We start from the raw sequence: 24,153 nt of genomic DNA, 5'->3' as shown, positions 1-24,153 counted from the left end.
TTACTATCATTATTATATAAATCCTTTAATTAGTCAATGGAATTACTTCAATTTTAGACTACATTTATTTACTAAGAAAATGCTTGAATACTACTTGTACTCTAATCGTTGCAAATTCCCACAATTGTACCTTAATTACGAAGAAAAAATGGTTTTCCTATGCAGGAATCTGCACTATAGTAATTATTAGTGATCTAACTAACCATAAATTTATAACTTCAGGCAAGTTAGGATTGTTACGTGCATTTCAATACCTAATTAACATTATCCATTTTTATTCTCGTATTCACACGTAATTTCTTTCCATCTTCTCTAAAGGATGATATATATTTTTTGTCTTCTAATGCATTAGCCAATGCTATGTTGATTTTATTATTTTTAAGTTGTAATCGTCTACCTTTTTCAGCAATTTCTGAATAAGGTTTATCTAGATTAGTTAAATGTTCTGTGATGGATTCGATTTCAAGATTGTCTATTTGTCCAGTTAATAACGCCACCTTTTCATGTAGAGCAACCTTTGTTTCTAGTAAAAAATTTAGTAGGTCATCTTTAATTTTTAAGTTATGCTTACGAATGAAACCAATTAAATCTGATAGAATTTTTACATGTTTATTTGTAAGAGAGTCAGGTGCTAGTTGCTCAACAAGACTTTCCTTATAGTTATAAGGAATATCATTAGAATCTAATAGTTCTTTCACGTCACTAGCATCCAATAAATATTTAGCTTGATCAGAAATGAATGGTTCTATATTTTGTTCAACTAATGAGATGTGAAGTGGATTAAAATTTATTCTTAATGATTTATAATTTGAAGGCGTTAGGCATAGCACATTATTTTTAACCATTGTCCGCACTCTCTTCTCTGATAATTCTTCAACAGGATAAGAATCCCAACGAATAATACCTGGAGATAATACTTCAAGCGATTCGTTTGTAATATTTTCGCACTTAATAATTTGATCTGAAATTATTTCCAATGTATCCTGGTCGATGTCATCCAACTCATCTAGTTGATTTTTAGCAAGTTCTCTTCTATTTTCAGGATAGTTCAGAAAATCTACTAGGAAGTTAGTAATTGTCTTATCATTATCATTAAAATACGCGATAACATTTCGCCAGTTTGCAATTATCTTATTTTCACGTATCACAATAGGCCATAACTCGTTAGTTAAATCTTCAATATCTGTAATAGCAACGGATTTATTCTTAACGATCGCTTCTTTAATCTCCCTATCAAGCTCTTCTCTATTTAATAATTCAAGCAAACTTTCCTCTGGTTCTGCATGAATTTCCTCATTAAGTAATACATTCTTTACAAATGTGTCGATATTTTCATTAACATAATCAATCACATGTTGCTTACCAAATTTGTTTATGGATGCATACGTTATATTAGGCTCATTTTTTAGAATAACTGATAAGGTATCCTTATTTATCATGTATAGATTATGTTGAACAACAAAGTCAAACAACTCTTCTAAATCACGAAGATGTTCTAATTTATAAAATTTCACGTTAAGTTTTAACAGTATTTCTTTCATTTTCTCATCATCCGTAATAAGTTTTATAAAACTCGGATGTTCAGAGATGGTGGAAGACATAACGGATTTATTATCCATTTTGATAATAGCATCAATATCAGCGTACGCAAAAATATCTGCAAGATAAGCGTCTTTTTCTTGATATGTATAACTAGATTTGGATGAAATAAAATACCAAAAATCATCCCAGTTGTTACATATCGAACGAATAAAAGTTGCTTTCTTCGTTGTTTTCTCTTTAAAGCCATGTATGAATTTAACGGAAGCATCACTTCCATTCGCCAGTTGTTCAATTAAGCTATCGTAATAACTACGGTATCCAGGTTTTCCTATTATATAGTTCAGTAAATGATAGTTAAGCACCTCAACCTGTTTAAATTCACTACCGACTATCTTCGTTATAACCTTTTCCACATTATCTAATTTGTAATCAAAAGGCAAAGCTTCATGATTTTTAATACTAAATACAAATTTAATGTCAGAAAAGCTTAAACTTTCCGGATAGAAGTAAGTAATATAATGGTTATACATTTCATCAACATATCCGTGGCGAAGCAAGTATACAAGTAACTTTTTCTCATAAATCGCATCCGAAAATACAATTTTTGGATCAATTTTGGCAATTAGTTCTTGTAAGGATTGTGAACTTAACTCCTGTTTTTCCATCCTTAATTGCGACATTTCTTGTTTAACGTCTTCAATTCTATTTTCTTCTATAACCTTAATAGCAGTTTCTCTTTCAAAGTAGTTTCTTTTTGTACCAAAAACAGTTGCAACGTCTTTAACTGTCACCACATTATTATTCCTCTGTGGTAAATAACACCTGATATAATTCGCATTTTCTAGTTGTTCAAAAAATGAACCATTTGAAACTGTATTTGAGTCATATCTATTATTATCAATTAGAATATAGTTATTGTTGTTAAACATTCTAGATATTCCTAATTCACTTAAGTAGATTTGTTGTAATTCTGCTATAGAGGTTAATGCTTCAACTTCTATGTTCTTTAACTTTGTCTCTAATTCTTGTATATTTACATCAATCAATTTGACTTGTTCCTCTATAATCTGCTGTTTCTTTTGAAAGAGCTCATAAACTAATCCATCTTTATATTGCAGCCTTGAAAAATCTACAGGATAGATGTTTTTGTAAATAACCATAGCTAATAACTTGTTTGAATCAAGATTAATTCCCCCAAGTTTTTGTTGATACACAATGAACTCATTAAATATATTTTTCAAAATTCGCATGTCATCGATATAAATAGTAACATCATCGAGGAAGTAATTGTATATTTTTTCAGAATAAGGAGATCGTTTTATTTTCTTAGCTAACACATCCACTGAATTGGAAGCATTGATGATTGGAATTACAGGGATAATAAAATCGAAAAATTTCGTTCGATTTCTGCTTAACTGCCCCGAATCCTCTTCTCCGAAAATATCATCTTTAATTGCATATATAAAAACAACTCGACGACCCACTTGCCCTGAATTATTGATAAGTTCATTCAACTCTCGTAAATTTTCAAAGATATCAATGTTATTAAATCGGTCCAAATCTTCAAAGATAACGACATCATATTTAGTTGCTTCAAAAAAATACAATATCTCATCTAAATATTTATCAAAAATAGATTGGCTTTCCTCACCAACCTTCTTTTCCACCGTTGCATTGGCTATTGTTACCTTATTAAAATTCAAATTTGCTAGGGTGAAACGGTAAATATTTTTAATCATCAGTAATGGATATCCAATGAAAAATAATACCAAAAATATAATTGGTAGCACTTGTTGTAATGCATCACCATTATCAAATGTTTTAGCTATCATTGTATTATTATATATACTTTGAACTGTATCTGGTTTTAAAAGGTAAAAACCTGTTATTATGAACACCATAAAGAAAAGAATATGCAGAATGATATTCTTGGTTCGTACATGCTTAATTCGTTTAAACCTTGAAAAGGGTATGGTTCGATCCTTCACCCTATATATCATTTGTTGCAGTATGCTTTTCTCTAACTTATTCTCCACTTCACTTTCATCTGCATGGAATGTAGCTAGGGATATATTTAAGAAGTTATATTCAGTACTATTTTGTTCTTGAAAAGTACTTAATAAGCTACTTTTTCCAGAACCATATGGACCAGTGAGAGCGATGTTCTTCACTTTTGCATTTTCTAGTCCCCAGCTTATAGCGTCAGAATATTTCCCATCCTCATCAACATCATTGCTAGGGGTGAGGTCTTCAAAAGGACTCTCTAGCTTAACTTCTGGTTCATTAAGTTTGGTTATGAGTTTCGTTAATAGACACACTAACTTTTGTTTAAATTTTTTAAGCAATTCTTTTCCTCCTCCACGCAATTATATCTATTAAACGAATTAGGTTTTATTGAAGCATCATGGGTATTAAATGTCTTGTCCATCTTATTATATTGTCAATAAATTCCTGGTATTTATAAAAGAAAAGCCAGCAATAAAAACACTCTAAATAAAGACAGGCTTAACATATGGAACCATTTGTTGTAAGCCAACTAAAAGAAGCACTATAAAAATTACTCAAATTTTTAGATATTTAAGCCCAATCAAAACTAGCACATATTTCTATACTATTAAACTTACATTTTTACGTATTTACTCAGCGTTAATTTCTATAATTAAATAGAATTGACAAAATCTAAATTAAACTACTATTATGCCAACATTTAATCACAATCAAGTTGTGTTTAAAACTGTATTCTAAGGATGTATGCCAAGCATGTATGCTTGGCATACATCCTTAGAATACATAGTATGAATACATTAATAGAATCCTAATTCAAAATTATAATAACTACTTTTTTATACACAGATAACTTTGGATCGTTATAACTAATCCATTTGACGCCTATTTTTTCAAGGGTAAAAGTATTATAAACTTAGTTTTGGTAAATTATATAATAGTAAACAAACATTCCCAACCCCTATTTTTAGTTTAACATAAATATTCACGTTCCCTTGCAGAAAACCAAGTCAAATCTATCAACTACCAATTTAGATAAGAATTCGCAGGTGTGTTAATTTTTACACTTACGCTGGCTATTGTTCATAACAAATCAGTGCTCAAATCACGCTAAAATTAAATTTATAATAAATGAAAAACACTAAAAACTTCACAAAAAAAACACTCTAATAAGAGTGTCAACTAATAAAATTAATTATGTAGCCTTTCCATATGAAATTTATGAATTTGATTTCCAGTAGCAATGTAAAGGTCTGCGGCTTCATCTTCTGTAATACTGAATTCTTTACTAGCCATTTTAGCGATTAATGGATCGATCGATTCCACTTCATAGTTCTCTCCGTCATTTGTTAACACTTCGTACTTGTAACGCATAAATTTGTATATTTTAGTTTGTAATAATGGTAGAGAATTAATAAAATTCTCAGTACCTGGGTCTCTGTCCTCATCTCTCAATATCATCATCTCCTTTTGTCATTATAATTCGACAAAAAAAGGTAAATTCCTGTTATTCCTGAAATTTTCTTAATGGCAGAATATTTTTTGACAAAGTTACTGACAAGATATTTGTTATGTTATATCCTTCTTTTTACTTCCTAAATTAAAAATTGATTTAGATTTATAGCATGATTAATCACATATTTAGCTAATAAGCGATTAAATTCTGAGTGTGATTCACGATGGATACGGCCGTCAAAAACATTCAGGGCTAAACCACACTATTTCTCTATTGACTCTTCTTTCCGTTTCTTTGCCCTTATCAACGTACTTTTTGAGATCCCAGTCAAATCTTCGACTTGTCGATAAGAGTGGGTTTCTTTCAGTTTTAAGGCATGTTCTATTTGCTTTTTCATGAATTTATTTGGACGACCTTCTCGAAAATACGGGTTTTGTTTCGCTATTGCTTTCCCTTCTTGCGTTCGTTCTACGATCATATCACGTTCAAACTGGGCAAATCCTGACATAATCGTAAATATGAGTCTACCTGTTGGCGTGTCCTCGACAATACCCATGTTAAGAATATGTACCTTTATACCTCGATTAAATAAGTCTTTTATTATCTTCAAGGCGTGATCCGTTGACCGTGCAAATCGATCTAGTTTCGTAATAACTAGCGTATCACCATCTTGTAGTCTTCCTAACACCTTCTTAAACTCTGGCCTGTCTATCTTCGTACCTGTTAGTTTCTCTGAGTATATTTCTGTGCAGCCTTCTGACTCTAAACGTTGTATTTGTGACTCTAAATCCTGGTTGACCGTTGATACTCTTGCATATCCGTACTTCATTATAACGCCTCCTACTGTCATACTTATGAAACTAAGTTATGACACGTCTGTATGCACTGATACTATAACATTGACTAAACGGTGTCAATACTTTTAAGTTTTGACACCGTTTAGTTCTACAAAACACTCTGACTGGACCATTTAAAACCTAGATCCGATTGTAATTTGTATTTACTTGTACATTACAATTTAACCACATTGAGTAATCAATGAATATTAATCCATCCAAATTATTGATTGACTCGTCCAAACAGTATTAATCTTAAATAACACTTACCAACCACTAGATTTAGCAGATTAAATCCAGAATAATAGAAGAAAATTTTATAGCTTGGAAAGCAAGGATACGTAAAAACATTTTAAATTAACAAAGCCTACTCAAAAATCTTTTAAAATTGAGTAGGCTTATTTATAAACGATCATATCTTGCCAAAACTATTTATTGCTTTATGCTAAATGAATCCCATTGAAGCAATTTTGTTTATCTAACAGTGACAAATACCAATACACTAATTTATACAGTAAACTGCTTTAAATACAGTTATACACACTTCATCAACTTTTAATTTCTTGTTCCCTTTCCTGATTTGTAGTACTTCTTTAAAATATTTTTCCTTATATTTGTGAGGCTTATCTTTTCTAGCTTTTGTAGGTTCCTTACCTGATTGTGTAAAGAATTGATTGTATAGTTTAATCCAATTAATAGAAATCTTTAGTATTTCATTATATTTAGCAAACAATTGTTTATCTTCAAATACGGCAGTATTCTTATTATGGTAAAATACTCTAACTCCTATCATAAAAATCCTAAATTCATCTCGCGAGATTTTTTTGCCTTTTAATGAAACTATCCAGTCTATAATTCTTTCTTCTTTTCTAAGCACACCTCGGGTATCCAATAGTTGAGACCATTCTCCCCAATTCATATTGTTTAACCCATTTAAATTGTAATGCGCTAAAATATAATAATATTCATATAATGTCCTTATATCAGAACGGTCTATAGGTCTTGTTTTATCTTGTGATGCAAAGTCTCTTATTTGTTTCCAAAAATCTTTTCTTTGTAATCCATGCACTTCAAATTCTTCAACAATTTCCTTTAAAACTGTTCCAAATTCGTATGCATACTCTATGCTCCTTTTTCCATACAAATTCAATAACTTAGTTTCTATATCTGGTATTAAATCTTGAATAAACTGTTGAAGCTTTTTTGCTTCTCTTATTTCTTCCGGTGAAAGAAGGCCAATATAAGCCTTTTTATCCCTATCTAATTTTCTGATTAATTTAGCCATAGTGTACTTCACCTTTATATCTATCAAACGTAATAGCATCAAAAACTCTGTTTATTAGTTCTACTATTTCTATATTTGATAAATCATCTATATTAAGATTCTCATCTATATATTTTGTAAATAAAGTACTGTTATCTATCTTGAGAAGTGCCATTACAATTTGTTTTAACATTTCATCATGAATATAATCTTTCCTTCTTGTTTCATCATGTTCTAAATTAATGTAAACTGGATGAACAATATTTAGATTAAATTCCCATCCTCTTTGGTCCCCTGTTAAATAAGACTTTCTTTTTTCACCATCTTTTTCTTCAACTAAATGGAATTCCTCAAATAATTGAAAACCATTACCTCCATCCTTATTATAATTAACAAATATGCGTGAATACCTGCATAATTCTTCAGATATTTCATACATATCAAAATCCCTAGTAGCACTAATGGAAGCTCGTATTTCAACAGTACCTTTCTCACCAATCACTTGATATTTAGAACTATCAAATAAAATATTAGGACAATTTATTATTTTCTCCCCATTTGGAGGAATAATAATACTTTTATCCATATAAAGATCTTCCACCCTAGGACTGTTTCTTTCTTCAGCATTATGTGTTGTTAAATGAAAAGAAATGTATGCTGTAGTAGATAAATTATTTTTAATTAAATATTTTAAGTCTGTTATCTCCTCATTTGGGTTTACTCTATTGGAGTCATTAGGAAATATTAAGTTGATGTTCCTCAAATTAAAGTTTTGTAATGGCCGCTTATAAGGCTTAGTCTCATAATAAAATGGCATTTCTTTCACAAAAATTTTCTTAGTACTATCAAGTTGAATTTTTAGTTTTACATAATGTTTTTTTTGAGGTATCAATGGTGAATGAACCATAAAATCAAAGGGACCCAACCTTTCCTCTTTACCCTCTGATACATTTAAACTATCTTTATTTATTTTTAAAACAACGTTATCATCACATTCAACATACAATTCCCAGCTAACTTTTTGTTGAGCACCGGAATTATTCTTTATCTTAAAATAAATATCCTCTACCAAATCACCTTTTTTTACAACATTTGATTCAGTAGGGAAATTTACTCCGTCCCAGACAACCTCAACCGGCTTTTCTGTTTCACCTGTACCATCAAAGTTAATATCTAATTCATCAAATATCTTACCTAATTCATTAGATACTTCTTCAAATTCTTTTTGTAACAATTCATCTCTATTTTGCTTTTTGGGACCTAACCCAAGATAATCCATAAAGTATCTATGCTCTGTATTAACTAAATTCTTAAGACTTTGGTACGCTCTTTTTCTTGTGTTAAATCCATAATGCTCAACGTTTTCAATTTCAGCTAATTCTTCTTCCCAAGTTTCATCAACTTCAACAAAACCAAAGTACTTACCTCTAATAGCTTGAGGCACATCATCAATCTTTACAACTCCTACTTTCATATCCTTACGATATACATATATTCCTTCAAGTTCTTCTGGTAAAAGTTGATCTGAAACAAATAGACCTAAGCTTTTAACATTTTTATACCCACTTGATATTGAATGTTTTTTCCAACTTTTCCACCCCCTTTTACTTTCAAGGGCATCTTTGTACATAGCAGGAATATCAGCTTTATATATTTGTCCATCAAACGCAACTGTAATTTTAGCATCATACTTACTAACTATTCTCCACCATGTTTCTTCTATATCCCTTAAGAATGTTCCGTCTTTTATTGCTGTAACTATTTCATCTTTGGGATTAATAATTATAATTCTACTTCCCTGTTCGCTTATCGGCTCAATTCCCACTTTTTCACGAATTATTTTTTTTGCACCTTCACCCTCTAAAGCTTGCTTTTCCATTCGTAAATCTTTACCCTCAATCCATTTCCAATTTGCTCTATTTCCATCTTCTTTTGTAATAGTTTCATAGATGTAAGAATAGTTACTTGAAGCTGCATTAAATAGAAGTTTCCCTCTTCCGAATAAACCTGCTCCATCGTTACCTCCTGAATAATTCATAGAAGAAAATCTAGCTAATCTGTAATCTGGATTTAGATCATTATTATATTTATTTATTTCATCGGTACTTAAATTAGGTCCAGTCATACCTTTAGTTCCAATGTCTTGAATTAAAAGGAATGTTCCTAGGTCATTAGAAATTAATTCAAATTTAACAGACCATCCAGTACCGTTTTCTGTATCTTCTTTATGTCCCCATGAGTTTTGTATTGCATCTTTCTGTAATCCATGCACTAGGCCTTTACCTGAAGTTTCGTAACCTCTTACTACTTGATCAATATTTGCAATCCAATTCATTGGAGTTGATGTCCCTGACATAATAAAATCCTCCCTCAAATTTTATTTTATTTTCTAAACGAAAACGACTTTGACTCTTTTTGTAATTCTTCTTTAAAACGACTCTTCAATAGCCTCATCTCGTCATCTAATGTTTCAATAATTTTCTTTGCATGTTCTTCTGAGTATTCGTAGTTGTTCTTATTTGCTAAGTTACCTACTAATCTTATTTTCTTGATCGTTTCAGTTACTCTTTTTTCTGCTAACCTCTCAAATTTGTCTAATTTTTCGCTCATATACATCCCCCTTTTTAGTGAAAATATATAGCCTAAATTAATTTATTTATTAGATATCTATTCTCAGAAATCAAGAATATTCATATATAACTAAATTATTGTGGAAATAATCATTTTCTAAGCATATAAAGAACATATTCCTAAGTAGTGATTTATTTATTGAAACAAGAATAAAAAAAGTTCCTCGACGAATTACCTATGTGTTATTTTTCTTTAAATATTTGTATATTTTCGTAATATTCATTTGCTACAAGACATATAGTATTGTAATTAAACTTAAGGAAGTGAAAACATGGCTCAAGCAGGAGATTATTATGAGATAGTCCTAAAAGAAGCTCACTTAGAATGGGGTTCAAGAGGTGAATCAAGAGTTAACTCACCCAGGCACGAAGAAGAATCGTACATTCAGATTCCAAGCCGTGAAGCATTGAAGTTAGAAATCCAAAAAGGAGATATTTATCAAGCTGTATCAAGTGATGGTAACTTTATAGGTGAGGTTAAAGCTTCTGGATCGCAAGGGCCAAATAATGCATATGCCAAACAGTTCCAAGGTTATGGTAATTTGAGAACTATAGGTCACTGGCTTAAAACACAGCTAAATGCACAACCAGGTGATATTGTAAGAGTTGTTTTCACTTCAGAAAACGAAGTAACATTCAATTTTATCAGACAAATCCATACCTCTAGCTAATTGTTAGCAAAAGATTTCGCAAAAAAAACGCTGTAATAAATACCCTGTTAAAGTTAAAGGCCAATTACGAATAATTGTGATAAATTTAAAAAGCTAATCATCTACTTATAGTAGATGATTAGCTTTTTAAAAGGAATTTTCAGTAAGCTCTCAGAAATAAAAAAAGACCGATATGGTTAATATTTGAATATCGTTCACATTAATATTTAGTCCTAGTTATTAGTTAAATAGAGTTATTTAAAAGGTAGATTTGATGACTATTGTTGTCTTGCCTTTTTTACCATGTAGTCCTGTACCTTTGTTACCCCCACTGTAAATCCTTGCTGAAATATAACTTGAGTCTAATTATGAATCCATTTGATTTATTTCTGTCATGCTCATATCTGGCCCAGTCATACCACTTATCTAGCAACAAAAAGGACCAAAGTCAACTTTGGTCCTTTTACTTTTTCTATTTTAAAGTGCACTTACTAGTTCTTTACGAATTGTTTGTTTTTTGATGCCTTTCAAATTTTCTAACTGTAATTTTTCTAAAGGTGGAACTGAATCATATTCTATTCCTGCGAAAGATTTCAATATTGCATTAAATACTATTTTTGCTCCTTCTGGTGGAACAGCCATACCTATTTGTTTTCTTACAGCTTCTTTACTGCCACTAAAAACAAAATCATCAGGAAAGGTTTGAAGTCTAGCTCTCTCACGATTTGTTAATGCCCTATTCTCAATCCAATGATACATATGAGTACCACCACCGCCGCTACCAGTAACAGTATAAGCTGGGCGATTAGGATCTAGTCTTTTATAAATTGAACTTAGTCGGGCTCCCTTTACATTTAACCGAAGTTCTTCTGGAATACCTAAATACCAAGCATTTTCGCCAGGTGGTATATAACTCAACATATCTTTTACCTTTTTTGTATGCTTTGGCATTTCATTATTTGGAGCATCTTCTGGTATTGGAGGTTCCATGATAGCTTGTCTTGAAGTTTTATACTCAGTTGAAGCTATGCTGGTTGGTGCAGGCACCTTAAATTCGACTCCTTCGTCAGCTAAATCATTTCGAATTCCTACTATAATTATTCTGTGCCTAGCTTGTGGAATTCCGTACTGTTCAAACTTGTAAAGATGTGGTGTTATTTTATAACCAGACTCCTCTAATTCAGTTAGGATCTGTATAAAAGCACTGCCTTCATTTGCACTTTGAAGTCCACCTACATTTTCAGCTACAAAGAATTTTGGTTGATATAGTTTAAGTACTTTTACCCCATAAGAATATAGAGGTCCATATGTACCATTTAGACCGTGCTTTTCACCAACTTGTGAGTAATCATTACATGGAAAACCAAATGCAAGGCAATCTATATCACCTAGTATAGACTTTTCCCCTATTGGTAATTTCTCAACAGGTCCTTCATGAACTGATTCATCATTTTCATCTTTACATATGTTTGTTCTGTACGTTTTGCAGGATAAACTGTCATAATCATTTGACCATGAATGCTCAATCTTCCATTCTTCTCCTGTTTTTGGGTGGATAAATCCAGCGTTTATTGCTCCAACCGCTAGTCCCCCCGGACCATTAAACAATTCCCCTTTTCGAAAAATCATGGTGTAAAACATCTCCCTCCCACAAGAATACTTGTTCTTGCATATATCTATGCTTCTATTATACACCTATTCTATTAAAAGTACAGCTGGATAATATTATCTTATTCAAATTATATTAATAGCATTAAAAAAACAGATATGAAATCTATTCAGATTTCATATCTGCAACTTGACTTGATTAAATTATTTGAGCTACACTTTCATACCCCTTATTTATAAACAAAGAAATAAATCTATTTACTCTCTCTTCCTCTTCAATACCATTCTCTAAACAATAATCAAGAAACCCTAAAATAGCTTTAGCTGAAAAAATTGCTCCAAAGACTTTTATTTCTGCATCGATCATTGCTGCCTTATCACAAATTTTTTCTAATTGCCTTTCTCCACTATATTTGTTTGCGGTCACATAACCAAAATACTTGACAGATTTACCTTTATAACCATGATAATTCGGTATATATTCTGATGACATATGAGATGCTAGATTAGCGGATAAAGTAAACTTTTCTTTATAGTTCTTAGCATCTATTATACATATTGTTTCATTGTCAATATGTACTAAAATTTCAATTTCTGTTCTAACATCCTCTCCCAGTGGTTTAGGACGCATTTCAACCTCAAATCCTATAGATCTTAGTATTTCGCCAGTTTTGTCTTCAAATGTACGATCATTTTCTTCGTAAAGATATGACTCAACAAAATCTTCATTTAAAAATTCGAATGTATGTGTATATAATTCATACGCATATTTTTTTGCTTCATTAGTTGAGAGCTCTTGTTCTAGTATTTTGGTTATTTCATCTATAGACAGAGCTTTTAACATTGGGTAAGAGGATAAAAGCCGCTGAACCTTCTTCAAACTTTTATTTTTATTTGTTGCTGGTGGTAATGAACCAAATGTACTTGCCTTGTAACTATCAACATCTAATCCTGCATTTTCTGCAAACCTTTCAAGAGATATTAAATACCTTTTATTAAATGGATACCTATCATCGAAATAATTTATAGTTTCTAAAGTTGCACTTTGCTTTTCTGTTGGTAACCTTAGAGCATCACCTCTAACATAGTCTACAAGACCTGTGTAATCACATAACAACATAAAAGTATGTGCTACATCTCCATGGGCAAATGCAAAATTTCTAGCCTCACTATCCGACCTTTGACGATGATCATAATTAATTGCAATTGACTTTTTCATTTCATGTTTCTTACTGTCAGATGCTTTACGAAAATCTAAAATCTTATTTGTAACCATATGTACATCACCATCATTCTTAGCAGTAAGTGCAAAAAAAGTGATTTCCTCTTTTGTAATATAAAAGTCGAGTATTGATTGATTAACTAATCGTATAAGAAACCTAGCTGGCCTAATTTGAAATTCATCCACAAATTTTGGTCTGAAACCACTATCCAAAAAATATGCATTAGGAATTTGTAACGTTAAAATTTGCTTCGAAATATTTTCCCTTATTTTAACCGAATTTAACAGTTTCTCTCCTACTTTTGTTAGTACTAAATATCCATATTGATTTAAATATATATATCCAAAAGTACGTAGCATTGCAGCCCATGTTCTTCCTCCAGAACCATCATTGCTAATATTTTCCCTTTTTAATTGGTGATTTATTAATACAGATTCATACTGCTTATGAGCTTCTCTGTTGCCATACCATTTAATAGAGAAATCATCAGTTGCTATTTTTAATGCTCTTAGAGCGTCTACATGAAATTTTGGATCTCGTTCTGGGCGTGTTATAAACCAGACCTTTCTCACGAGTTCTCCTCCTTTATAACGAAATTAAATCCTTAACCTTGCTTATTAATTCTACTTCTTTATTGTTCAGTTTATTTTTATATGCCAAAGATGCCCAATCACCAAGAATATCAAGAAAAAGCTTCTTTTCAGCAATAATAAAATCAGATATATATTTCTCCTCCTCATCAGATAATCGAGTTAGTAAAGAAGAAATATTCAATATCTTTTCATTGAAAATGTCCATTAATTTATATTCGCTTATTTCATGTTCCTCGCTTACCACGGATAGTACTTTCGCAAAAGATGAAATTTGGATATCTTCATTATTGTTGTATGCATCATTAAACCAATTTTCGCTATTTCCCACTCGATTGCTCACTTCTCGGTGTGTTAATTTCGCTTGTGATATTAAATCATTTAAATTGTCCATTAACCTATATAACAAACTTTTTCGTAATAACTTCATAAGTATGTTCTTGTCTATTGGAAGTCACTCCTTTTTGGTAAATTTACTTAAATCTAGTTTAATATATCATCAAACTAAAAAATCACCTTAAAAGGTGATTTTTACATGCAGTTTTTTATCAATTTATATAACCCTAGTGTACCATTTTAAAATTCAACACTAACCACCATTTACTTCGCAGATTATTGTGTATGGAATAACAAACAAACGATGTTTAAGTATTTAAAGTTAGAAATCAAATTTCTATTGCATAGTATACTTGTACTGCGCAGCAATGGATCTGTTGTTTTTTGTCTTTCTTCTATTAAAATCATCTCAATCTCCGTGCAATAAAAATGAATGGAATCCTCCTCAGAATCAATCACTTCATATGATTTGTTATCCAACCTTTATTTTTAATATCCTTATACCTCTCTGTGAACTTCCCATCCTACCATCTAGGGATAATTGTTAATACAACTACTTATTACCATTTCCCATTGTAAAAAACATATTGTAGAATAAACATTTAAATTATATTTTTTAGGGGTGGGGTTATAATGCACCAAATATATATTTACTACGGAAGAAACGATGTAGTCCTTTATGTTGGCAAAACAAGTAAAATGGATCAACGTGACTCACAGCATAACGCCGATGAATGGATAAATGAAGTGGAGTATGTTATGGTGTCTACTGCTGAAAATAGTACAGATTCAATCTTGTATGAGATATATTACATTAACAAGCTAAAACCTAAATATAATAGCACTCATGCAAATGAAACCCCTGCATCTTTTCAGCTACCCGAATTAAAGTTTGAATTATTCTCTGATGATTACAAAAGAAGATTGCAGGAAAAAAGAAGGAAAAATCAAAAGAAAAAAATAAAGTTTCTTAATGACCAGCAAATTTCTCCTCCCAGCAATCGCATACCTTATGTTTCTACAATCACAAACATAAGGTCTTTGTTTTCAATATTTTCGACTAACCCTTTATTTTTTGAATTCAAAGTTGATAATAGAGAAGATATTGTTGTATTGAAAACCACAGGTCCTGTAGGGATTTGGGAACATGAAATATTTAAATTTATATTAAATTCTCCTTATGAATATATTGATGAATATGATGAAATTAGATACAAGGTATCATTTTCAGATATTTGTAGTCAGCTTGACTTAGTACATTCCAAAGCTAACAGGAATAGAATCCAAAGGTCAGTTGAGAATATGCATTTCGTAATTGCTATTAATTCTGGCAAAGCACACTTATATCAATCTGTTTATAACGTTAGTTTAATATCTGATAATTATTTTTATTATACTATTTCGAAAAAAGCATATAAATGTTTATGTTTGTATTTTAAAGATGTACCTGCAATAGACTAAAAGTACTATTAGGTAGTTTTGGAGAAGAAGTAAGTAAAAAACATATAGCTTTATTTATCTTTTCAATTTTTGCCTACTTTTTCAAAGAAGTAATTGCTCTTATTGTGCAAGCCTCCCCCGTTACAAATCGGTGTTATAGAAACTAATTTACACTAAGAAAGACGATCACCTATTAGTGATCACATCAATCTATTGTTTAATTACAAATATGGTTGTACTGTGCAAGTAATGAGTTTAAATTAAATTTCAAACTCTTCGGTATAGCTAACCGTTGGTCCTATACCGGTTCTATCTACATATTTACCTCTTAAGTTCTCATACTCTATTCCTGCATTATACACGAATTCTTTATTTTGAACTGAAGGAATGGCGAGAGAAATATCTACATTATACTGTCCTCTTTCGAATCCGGTACCTTCTTTACCAAGTCTGCCAAAATCAAATCTTCCATTTTCCACTAACGACTTATTCTGAGCCAATAGTAAACCAGTAGGATTTCTCAAGGAAATCATTAGTGATGCTTTATCAAAGAGATTAGTCGTTCCCCTTATATTCACTGTATTGTCACTGTTTCGGTAAATATCAAGATTAAAATGAACATCCAAGCCATCCGGATTTAGTGGTATTGTTTGTTTATACAGATATTCTTTTCTTGTTATTTTTTCTGGATCGATTTCTTTGTAGCCATCATCTGAAAGATTAATGGCCTTCTTCCAATATATTGCATGTTCCTTTATTCTATCAAAATGTAACTTAGCATCCTTAATACAATTTGAAATCTGGTATCTTCTAGCACGTGAATTTAATCCTTCTTTTTTCAGCCACAAGAACAGATTATCCAGATGCAAAGCTACTTCTTCGAAATTGTTCAAGTATTTATTAAATTCATCATTTCTTGAGTACCCATAATCACCGAACTTTAGAAAGAATTTAGTAATCACACTTGCATTATCAAAAGCATAGAATTCTAAATCTTTCATTTCCCCACTCTCAAATGCACTTAAAATATAATTATAATGCGGTTCTAATTCTTCAAATGTTTTCATGTTTTGAGTAAAAAGAATTTTATCATCTGTAAAGACATACTCATCATAATAATCTGCCATTGTACTATAGGATTTTTCGAAGCGCCATATATAGCCTAATTTATCTACTTCCCCAATAAGATGTGGCTTGAATCTAGGATCTAATGATTCTCTAATCCATTGGCCTCTTATCATCCAGTTCCGCATAATATAGTCATCGCCATTCTTTGCAATATAGACCCATACAACATCGTTTGTCATTCTATATTGATCAATGATCTGAATTCCAATATCCTTTATTTCCTCAATGAGCAGAACTTTATTTAATACTGCCACGATAGAGCAGCGTTTAACACCTACATGAGAAATATCTTCTACTTCAAGAATGTTATATGTATCGTCCATATTAAAATCTACTCTTTTATACTTTTCCTTCAAATAATCTGCAACCGAAGGAAATTCTGGATATATCGTTGTCTCATTAATATTATACTTTGCATCCAATTCTTTTTTTACTGCTTGTTTATATTCAAAAGGAACCCTTATTATCATTGTAGGTTCAATTGAATCAAGTGGTAATACTGACTTCTTTATCTCTTTTCCTATTACTTCATTACCGCAGATTGCAAAAGTTCCCTTCTGGCAAAATAACCTTTCATTAGATTTTTGAAGTTCTACGGAATGATTAATAAATGCACCTTCTGAAGCAAATTCTAATATTTCTTCTTCTGTTATACTCTCCGAATAGCATTCTAGATAGGAACTTTTTATCCTATAAATTTCAGGTGATTCTAATGTTGCAAGGAGTGACAATACCTTAATCCTCTTATCATTTAAGGAAAGCTCTGGCTGAACAAATACATATACATTCCCATGTGATTTACTATCAATTTTTTGCACTGCGAAAAAAAGTGCTATTAATGGGGCAATTGTCAAATCTACAAGTCTAGTTGGAATTCCATAGTGTTGCATTTTAGATAAGCGCTCAATCGGAGAGATTAGATCCTCAAACTCAACCGTTCTCATTTTTACAGCTTCTCTGTAGATAGAGTTTTCATTCATTGTGTAACCTGCGTCCCTGGAAACACTCGATGTGATACTTTTATATTCTTCTGATTGACCTCTGTAGAAGACATTATTATAAATATCGTAACGCGACAGCTTTTTCAAATAATCATCAACAGTATTAACTTGCTCCATCTAATCACCTCGCTTTATTTTATAGAACCTTTTGTTAAATAGTCAGCTTCTAATACACTTATTACCTTAACATAAATATCCTATTTTCGATCCGACTAGTTTTTTTACAATCTGCACTGATTATTGAAAACCTATCACTTATGATTATAACTTAATTATTTTAAAGTACATTCATTCGTATAAGAATTTATTGTTGCGTAGTATTGGTCTACTGCGTAATATAAGTGATTTCACAATCTGTGAACCATTTGGAGAAAGACGATTTTATAAAAAATCATTAAAAATATGTATCAACATAGGATTACAACCTCCACAATACAATTTTTTAAGGTGATCGCAAAATTCGTGCTAACAATAGAAAAGACACCAGTTAAGCAATATATACAACTCGTTTGCTTAACTGGTGTCATTTAATGCACTCTAAAAAATTAAAATACTAATAATTGTTTTCTTTTGAGAGTTCTATCAATTCTAGATAATTAAGGTGTTGAGTATCCTCATTTTTTCAAAGTTATACTTAATATACATCTAGTAGGCACTATATCAGGAACCATATTTGACCCCAAAAGTTATAATCAAGAGTAATAGTTTAATAAACTCTGTTATATCAGGATTTATATATAAGAACCATACTAGACACCATATTAGATCCCTTTTAACAAAAATAGATTGTTGAAAACCCATCCATTGAAATTATTACCCACATTACCCACATTTGAATTCTGTCCTTGTTCTACATAATTTTACTAAGTGGTATGATTTGGCCCACAAATACCCACAACGAACACATTTCTTATTTGTTTCTATCATGTGGGCGATGTGGGCAAATGTGGACTGTGTTGTCCCCACTTTGCTTTTCTTATTCTCTCAACGCTTACAGAGCATTGTGGGTAATGTGGGTATTATCCACTGTTATAGACATAAGGGTTAACTTCATATACAGTTTTTCTTCCTTCTTTTTTAGGAATTATATACCCTCGTTCTTGTAAATCATTCAATACCTTCTTCAAGTGAATTGCTTTTTTAAAACGCCTACGTGTTTGCATCTGAAGTTCCCTATAATCAACAAGATGACTATCTTTTCTTTTAATTACTTTTAATAGATATTTAGCATCTTCAATTCCTTCATCTGTCCCCATAACCCCAAAGGCTGCTTTAGCGTGTTCTATAAAGTAGGTTAATAGACTTTTTGCTTTCCTAAATGTACACGAATTAATTTGTTCAGGAATTTCTATTATGTTACTTGTAATGTGTTCCGCAACATGTAACAAACCCGCTATACGTATTATCTGACCAGCTAGTTTACTACCCCACTCTTTTATGTCTGATAAAGCTTCATCCTCTTTTAACATATTTTCAATATCTCGTCTTAACTGTTGTTCATCAATTTTTGCATCATTATCAAAAGTAAGTTTTATAGATTCATTAGACTGAAATAGTATAAGTTTGTTCATATAAAATAGATAATTACTTTTGACTTCTTTATCAATTGATTTAGGGTCTATTTTCCTATACCCTACTAGAGATTTAGGAAATGAATACAAGAAGCGTTGCATTAGTCCCCTTTCCATAAATACACGTGGAACTTCTCGTATAACCCCAGGTTGAATAAATAAGCCAATAGTTAAACAAGGTTCATTCAGTAAAATTGGTTCACGTCCTATTCTGTCTATAGGTGTGAAATCACCTGTATGTCCATTTAGATAAATATCTATATTCGCTTTTCCATTACCCGAATAACGTCCAGCCATATTACTAAAAACTCCTCCGCCTTCTGCGGAAAGTAAAGCAATTTTTTCATTGTTCTCAGACAACAACACTCCTAATTGCTCTGGTGTAATATCTCCTGTAATATACCTAGGAATTGTAAGTACGCTTTCTTCTTCTACTTCCTTTGTTAGATCTTGTATTAAACTAAGTTTACTTTCATCTCCACTCTTTGCGTATTCATTCTCCAAGCTATCTATCCGTTTTTGTTTAGCTTTTATAATAGCCTTTTGTTCTCTTACTAAATTTACTACCCTTTCTTTTTCTATTTTTTCTTGTATTGTTATTGGTTCTTGGAAAAGTTTAAAAACGCTAGATTTTCTATTTCCTGGTGGTAGTGCAAAAATAGCATAAGTGTTTAGTGATTCACTCCATTCATTAGTAACTTGAACGTAAAATTTTTTGGATGCTACTGTAGATAATACTGAAATTGCTACCATGCTCGCAGCATCTACAGGGGTTTGTGTTGTTTCAGAAACACCCCAAACGTAATCCCTTAACCAATTAGGAAAGATTTCTATGTTAAAACTAGGTAATTTAAACTCATCAAATGGCACTGGCTCTTGCCATTGTAATTCTTGATGTTGTTCTTGAATTAATGCATCAATGTTATTCATGGTTTGTTCTCCCTCTTCTGCGCACTAGTTCTTTTCCAGCAATGCTTTCTATAATGCTTTTAATTTCATTTTGATTAAGTGGAGGGCTATTTCTTTCATTCCATAGGTTCATAATCTCAATGACAAGTGATGGATCAATATATCTTCTAAATAAGTATCCAACTAAAGAAGTGGCTGCATTATTACGTTGACCTTCTTCTTTACCTTGCATTATATCTATCCAAAAAGAAGCAGGCTTTGCTTTTTTATGGCTCTCCTTTTCGCCGATCATATCCACCAACCATTTAGGTGATTCTTCCATTTTCACTTGTAATGGATGGCTAGATAATTCCCATTCATATTGCCGGCCACTTAAGTGATTGGAAGGAGGTGCGACGATGTAACCACCGTCACCACGAATATCTAATCCTGGTAAAAATTCTGTCTTATTTCTTATTCCTAAATTATATTTAAATAAATAATGATTACCTTTGCTTCCAGTAATTGACTCAACAGTATCGGGCAAATTTCCAAAGTAATCGGTTAATTGCTCTAATGATTCATGTCCATTATGTTTGGGATCTACATCCAATACAAAAAAACCACTTATTTTTCCTGTAGGTATACCTATATTAGCATCTGGCCACAATTCCCACCATTTTACAATTGTTTTAATATCAGTTGTAGCTGATTTAAAACCATTATGGATTTTGGGGTGTTTACCTGGGCTAGCACAGTCGATCTTGTCACAAGCGCATTTTCCGTCTATAATTGAATAAAGTGGGAATACTGGCCATTGGAGTAACTGGCTATACCCAACTGCAGCAGATAACTTTGGATTTACCTTGTGGTGATTGACTGGCAGGTCCTTCACCACATTTTTTTTATAATTCATTGAATTCCTTCTCCTTGCTGATACATTTTTAATATTAAATAATTAATATTTTAATAATTAGAAACTTCTTGCTGGATCCTTTGATAGAACTTTAAGTCATTGTTTGTAGCTGTCATACTTTGAGTTAATTCATCGAGAAACATATCAACTTCCTCTTTCTTAAATAAATATTTACTTCCTACCTTATAGTATTTCAAACCATTCTTAATTAATCGGTCTTCTATTATTGGCTTACTTATGTTTAAGTACTGTGATAACTCACTATAAGTTAAAAAGTACTTTTGTCTCGCTATTTTATCCACTCGATCATCAATCGCTTCTTGAAGCATAGTATTAATAACTTTTGGATCAACCTCAATATTAATCAATTACTATCTCCCCCCTAGATTTTTGCTAAATCCCTATTCAGATACATAAACTTCTCTTGCCTTTTCAATAGCCTTTTTAATGTTCACTACTGTTTGTTTAGTTGGATCTTTGCGCAATAGACGGCTGAAATTACCTTCTGTAATTCCATAAAACTCTGCAACTTGCCATTGTTTTAAACCAGATGATTTAATCATCTGTTTGATCTCATCTGCTTTCATTTACTTTCCCCCTTCCTAACACACAAATATATTTATCGTATATTATAAATTAACCAAAACAAAATGACATTAATTATATTTTTTATGTCACTTTTGTTGTTGATGTTTTTATGTTATCATAGTGAAAATAATATTTCTACAAAAAATGACACATTTTCATAAATTTACTTCATTTCAATAGTGAGAGGGGATAATTATGGGTATATCTTTTGATGGGGGGTTTATTGTAAACAAACCATACAAACTCTATAGTTTAGAAGATTATTTTAAAGGTATAAATTCAGAAGATGATGATCTATTTAATCATTTTAATTTTATACTTAACCAAAATATGATTGTGGGAGAAGAGATAAAAGCATACTTTAAAAAGATGGCATCAATTCTAGGAGATTACGATGGAGGTATGTCTATTTTCACTAATTATGTCCACAAGGAAAAGAGAAAAGTTAGTTCATTGTTAAATTGTAATAATTTAGAAGCAATTGTCCAGTTATTCGAAGACACAAAGATTATTAGTGTAGAAACCAATAAAATTAATAATTATGTTAATGGGTTGAAAACTGTTGGAGACAAAAGACAATATTATCTTATGCAGAGTGGAGAAAGCATATTTACTGAATTAGCGAAAGTAGTACCCTTTAATGATATAGATCTAGTGAAATTTTCTAAAAATTTCGGACTACCAACTGGATATAAAGAATCAGGTTTATTTGAAACTGAAAGATCTATAGAATTCATCTCAAGTCCAACTCTTTACATTCACTTAAGGTTATTAGAGTTCAAAGATATTTTTAACCTATTTGTTGCAATAAAAACTAAAGAACCAAATTTAATTAAATTATTATTCTCTAATCATGGTGATAGAAAAGGTATTGACATACCAGAAAATGAGTTTGATGAAGAAGAAATGTATATTGCATTAAAAAGTGACATTGCAACAGAACTAAATCATATTCTGATTAATTATGGTAATAACTCTTTTGAATTTAATGTACAAACTGGAAAGTTTTCAGAAACGGAAAAGATAGAGGATCTATTTCATTTTGGATATATTCAAATGAAACAATCTCTAATTAATGAAACTGAATTAAGAAAATGTGAATACTGTGGCCATTACTTCGAAGTTAATCATGGAAAACAACGGTTCTGCCCCCCATTACCTTTTAGAAAACGTTCAAGTTGTGAAACAGCCTATAATCGCGAAAAAAACAAATAGAAGTTGTGAAAATCATAATAATGGAGGTCTTCGAATGGCACGTATATATAAACGAGGTAAAAAGTGGGCTTATGTAGCATATGCTGGTAAAGATCCAGTAACAGGAAAAGACAAGCAGAAAACAAAATCCGGCTTTTTAACTAAAAAAGATGCCCAACTTGCAGCTGCGATTTTTGAAAGGAAATTTCATAAAGGGGAGCTTATTCAACCAAACAAAATAACTCTCTCTGAATTATTCTATGATTGGTTAGCGCATTATAGCAGAGATGTAAAGGAGAGTAGTGTTAGAGCCCGTAGAATTGCATTAAAACATATTCTTAATGAATTTGGAGATATGCCTATACAAAAGATAACTAAAAAGACGTATCAAGATAAGATCGATAAACTTTCAAATGAATTTAGCACCAACTATATCGAGAGTATTCATACATCTGCAAACCTGGTCTTTGTATATGCTTATGAGATGAAACTAATTAAAGATGCTCCGACAAAAGGAATTAAACTTCCTAAGAAAAAAGATACAGTAGAAGAACTAGAAAAAGGGGACTCTTTAATAGAGAATTTTCTTGAAAAAGATGAATTGGAAGAATTGCTTTTAAAAGCTAAAACTGAAGGGTTAGAGGGGGATTTATTAGCCTTTACTACTTTAGGTTATACAGGTCTGCGCATAGGTGAAATGATCGCTTTAAAATGGTCAGACATTGATTTCGAAAATGGCACTTTAAGAGTGATAAAAACATATTACAACCCGACAAATAATAAGATTAAATTTAAATTACTTACACCTAAAACAAAGGGTTCCATTCGGACCTTATCAGTGGATCCAATATTAATAGAGCTTCTAAAATTACATAAAAGTGAACAAGAATTAACAAAGAAAAAAAATAGCCCCTTTTATGTTGATAATGACTTTATTTTTTCGACTAATGAAGGGCATCCTAGAACCATCAAACACATATCAAATAGATTGCAAAGATTACTCAAAAAAACATATATAAACAAACATGTGACATTACACTCATTCAGGCATACTCATACTTCATTATTAATAGAAGTCGATGTTCATATTAAAGAGATACAAGAACGACTAGGCCACTCTGATATAAAAACTACAATGGATATTTATGCCCATATGACAAAGAATTTGAAAAAAGAGGCTTCCAATAAGTTTAGTAACTTAATGAAAGACCTCTCTAGTAAAATTTCCTCAAAACATGAGCAAAAACATGAGCATTAGCAATCCTCAACACTTAAAAACACTGATATA

At 31.3% G+C, this 24,153-nt stretch carries 18 protein-coding genes; 4 read left to right on the top strand and 14 right to left on the bottom strand.

What is annotated here, in order from left to right; translation table 11 throughout:
• Nucleotides 1-254: 254 nt before the first annotated feature.
• The 6 genes from D2K40_RS12210 to D2K40_RS12185 form a co-directional block, all read right to left on the bottom strand.
• The gene (locus D2K40_RS12210) at nt 255-3,887 is read right to left on the bottom strand and encodes a YobI family P-loop NTPase (protein ID WP_117156357.1); all 3,633 of its coding nucleotides are present in this window, start codon (nt 3,885-3,887) and stop codon (nt 255-257) included.
• 850 nt (nt 3,888-4,737) lie between these two features.
• A complete protein-coding gene (locus tag D2K40_RS12205) occupies nt 4,738-5,001 on the bottom strand; it encodes a hypothetical protein (RefSeq protein ID WP_117156355.1) in 264 nt (87 codons plus the stop codon).
• A 263-nt stretch (nt 5,002-5,264) separates the two neighbouring features.
• Complete coding sequence (locus D2K40_RS12200; RefSeq protein WP_117156354.1) at nt 5,265-5,831, bottom strand: recombinase family protein; 567 nt, start codon at nt 5,829-5,831, stop codon at nt 5,265-5,267.
• Nucleotides 5,832-6,340: 509 nt separating this feature from the next.
• Nucleotides 6,341-7,123: a hypothetical protein gene (locus tag D2K40_RS12195; protein ID WP_117156352.1), complete on the bottom strand. Its 783-nt coding sequence runs from the start codon at nt 7,121-7,123 to the stop codon at nt 6,341-6,343.
• A complete protein-coding gene (locus D2K40_RS12190; RefSeq protein ID WP_117156350.1) occupies nt 7,116-9,458 on the bottom strand; it encodes a hypothetical protein in 2,343 nt (780 codons plus the stop codon). The genes D2K40_RS12195 and D2K40_RS12190 overlap by 8 nt, the downstream gene beginning before the upstream one ends.
• A 26-nt stretch (nt 9,459-9,484) precedes the next feature.
• On the bottom strand, nt 9,485-9,712 hold the full coding sequence (locus tag D2K40_RS12185) for a hypothetical protein (protein ID WP_117156348.1): 228 nt from the start codon (nt 9,710-9,712) through the stop codon (nt 9,485-9,487).
• Nucleotides 9,713-10,004: 292 nt separating this feature from the next.
• Here D2K40_RS12185 and D2K40_RS12180 point away from each other — a divergent pair, with 292 nt between their 5' ends.
• Nucleotides 10,005-10,403, top strand: coding sequence for a hypothetical protein (locus tag D2K40_RS12180; protein ID WP_117156346.1), 399 nt, complete (start codon nt 10,005-10,007; stop codon nt 10,401-10,403).
• 456 nt (nt 10,404-10,859) lie between these two features.
• Here D2K40_RS12180 and D2K40_RS12175 read toward each other — a convergent pair whose 3' ends face one another.
• From D2K40_RS12175 to D2K40_RS12165, 3 genes are all read right to left on the bottom strand, one after another.
• Nucleotides 10,860-12,011 carry a DNA cytosine methyltransferase gene (locus D2K40_RS12175; protein ID WP_117156344.1) on the bottom strand — a complete coding sequence of 384 codons (1,152 nt, stop codon included), beginning with the start codon at nt 12,009-12,011 and terminating at the stop codon, nt 10,860-10,862.
• 178 nt (nt 12,012-12,189) lie between these two features.
• Nucleotides 12,190-13,785: an AlwI family type II restriction endonuclease gene (locus tag D2K40_RS12170; protein ID WP_117156342.1), complete on the bottom strand. Its 1,596-nt coding sequence runs from the start codon at nt 13,783-13,785 to the stop codon at nt 12,190-12,192.
• Nucleotides 13,786-13,798: 13 nt separating this feature from the next.
• A complete protein-coding gene (locus tag D2K40_RS12165; protein ID WP_117156340.1) occupies nt 13,799-14,233 on the bottom strand; it encodes a hypothetical protein in 435 nt (144 codons plus the stop codon).
• Nucleotides 14,234-14,772: 539 nt separating this feature from the next.
• On the opposite strand from D2K40_RS12165, the gene D2K40_RS12160 reads away from it, so the two are divergent.
• Nucleotides 14,773-15,600 (top strand): GIY-YIG nuclease family protein, encoded by an 828-nt coding sequence (locus D2K40_RS12160; protein ID WP_117156338.1) that lies wholly within the window; start codon nt 14,773-14,775, stop codon nt 15,598-15,600.
• A gap of 239 nt (nt 15,601-15,839) precedes the next feature.
• Here D2K40_RS12160 and D2K40_RS12155 read toward each other — a convergent pair whose 3' ends face one another.
• The 5 genes from D2K40_RS12155 to D2K40_RS12135 all read right to left on the bottom strand — a co-directional run bounded on the left by D2K40_RS12155 (nt 15,840) and on the right by D2K40_RS12135 (nt 21,670).
• Nucleotides 15,840-17,825: an FRG domain-containing protein gene (locus tag D2K40_RS12155; protein WP_117156336.1), complete on the bottom strand. Its 1,986-nt coding sequence runs from the start codon at nt 17,823-17,825 to the stop codon at nt 15,840-15,842.
• Between the two features lie 902 nt (nt 17,826-18,727).
• Nucleotides 18,728-20,209 (bottom strand): YfjI family protein, encoded by a 1,482-nt coding sequence (locus D2K40_RS12150; RefSeq protein ID WP_117156334.1) that lies wholly within the window; start codon nt 20,207-20,209, stop codon nt 18,728-18,730.
• Nucleotides 20,202-21,083, bottom strand: coding sequence for a bifunctional DNA primase/polymerase (locus tag D2K40_RS12145; RefSeq protein WP_117156332.1), 882 nt, complete (start codon nt 21,081-21,083; stop codon nt 20,202-20,204). Before D2K40_RS12145 ends, D2K40_RS12150 begins: the two co-directional genes overlap by 8 nt.
• A gap of 50 nt (nt 21,084-21,133) precedes the next feature.
• On the bottom strand, nt 21,134-21,451 hold the full coding sequence (locus D2K40_RS12140; protein ID WP_373285583.1) for an excisionase family DNA-binding protein: 318 nt from the start codon (nt 21,449-21,451) through the stop codon (nt 21,134-21,136).
• A gap of 33 nt (nt 21,452-21,484) precedes the next feature.
• Nucleotides 21,485-21,670, bottom strand: coding sequence for a helix-turn-helix domain-containing protein (locus D2K40_RS12135; protein WP_117156330.1), 186 nt, complete (start codon nt 21,668-21,670; stop codon nt 21,485-21,487).
• A 196-nt stretch (nt 21,671-21,866) separates the two neighbouring features.
• On the opposite strand from D2K40_RS12135, the gene D2K40_RS12130 reads away from it, so the two are divergent.
• A complete protein-coding gene (locus D2K40_RS12130; RefSeq protein ID WP_117156328.1) occupies nt 21,867-22,886 on the top strand; it encodes a hypothetical protein in 1,020 nt (339 codons plus the stop codon).
• A 34-nt stretch (nt 22,887-22,920) separates the two neighbouring features.
• Nucleotides 22,921-24,123: a site-specific integrase gene (locus D2K40_RS12125; RefSeq protein ID WP_117156326.1), complete on the top strand. Its 1,203-nt coding sequence runs from the start codon at nt 22,921-22,923 to the stop codon at nt 24,121-24,123.
• The last annotated feature ends 30 nt before the right edge of the window (nt 24,124-24,153 follow it).

The sequence above is a fragment of the Paraliobacillus quinghaiensis genome, from assembly GCF_003426025.1.
In the GTDB taxonomy this organism is placed as follows: Bacteria; Bacillota; Bacilli; order Bacillales; family Amphibacillaceae; genus Paraliobacillus_A; species Paraliobacillus_A quinghaiensis.
Note: the sequence above shows the minus strand (reverse complement) of the source record. Positions and strands in the feature narration are given on the sequence as shown.